We start from the raw sequence: 1,059 nt of genomic DNA, 5'->3' as shown, positions 1-1,059 counted from the left end.
GACTGGATGGCGATCGCGCGTTCGCGGTTGGCCTCCAGGTTGGCCGCCCAGGCGTCGAGCGTCCGAGCGTAGTGCGTCGGCAGGTACTGGGTCTCCTCCAGCGCGAAGCCGCTCTTTCGGGACAGGTCGACGATGTCGGACTCGCCGCACATCTGCCCGCCCGGGAAGATCTCCTTGCCCAGGAAATGCAGGAAACGCAGGTCGGTCATCGTGATCGGGATGCCACGGTCCTTCCAGCTGGACTGCGGATAGGTGAAGATGCTGTGCATCAGCATCCGGCTGTCGTCGGGCAGCGTCGCGTAGGCCCAGTCCCAGAACGCGGGCCAGCGCTCTTTTTTGAACGCGTCGAACGCCTCGAAGCTGACGATCCGGTCGACCTGACCGTCGAACTCCTCCCAGCCCTGCAGCCGGGCGTCGGCATGGCGCTTGGTGGGGATCGCGGCCAGCCGCTGCTTGGTGCGCGCATAGTGGTTGCGGCTCAACGTGATGGCGATGACGTTGTCGGAGAACCAGGCCGAGCACGTGCAGAAGACGTTCGACGCGATGGACACCCCCCGCAGCCGGCGGGTGCTGTTGGAGGGTTGGGAGAAGTTCCACGAGCCCGTCGACCGCATCGTCTCCATCGGCGCCTTCGAGCACTTCGGCCGCCAGCGCTATGGCCGCTTCTTCAAGATGGCCTACCAGGCGCTGCCGTCCGACGGAATCATGTTGTTGCACACCATCGTTCGCCCGTCCTTCAAGGAGATCCGGGCGCGAGGCATGAGGCTGACCCACGAGATCGTGCACTTCTCGCAATTCATCCTCACCGAGATCTTCCCCGGGGGCTGGCTCCCGACCCCCCAGACCGTCGGGGAGTACGCCGTCACGGCCGGCTTCGAGCTGACCCGGATCCACTCGCTGCAGCTGCACTACGCGCGCACCCTCGACATGTGGGCGGCCGCCCTCGAGGCCAACCGCGCACAGGCCATCGCCATCCAGTCGCAAGAGGTCTACGACCGCTACATGAAGTACCTGACCGGTTGCGCGAAGCTATTCCGCCAGGGCTACACCGACGTCGAC

General features: G+C 65.4%; 2 pseudogenes. One reads left to right on the top strand and one right to left on the bottom strand.

Annotated features, from left to right (window positions below):
• Positions 1–500 (bottom strand): annotated as a pseudogene (locus A9W95_RS28120) (class I SAM-dependent methyltransferase); the annotation flags it as partial.
• Here A9W95_RS28120 and A9W95_RS22955 point away from each other — a divergent pair.
• Positions 478–1,059, top strand: a pseudogene (locus tag A9W95_RS22955) (class I SAM-dependent methyltransferase); the annotation flags it as partial. The pseudogenes A9W95_RS28120 and A9W95_RS22955 sit on opposite strands and share 23 nt — an antisense overlap.

Source organism: Mycobacterium sp. 1423905.2, from assembly GCF_001673155.1.
Classification (GTDB): Bacteria; Actinomycetota; Actinomycetes; order Mycobacteriales; family Mycobacteriaceae; genus Mycobacterium.
This window is presented reverse-complemented; position numbering and strand designations above follow the sequence as displayed.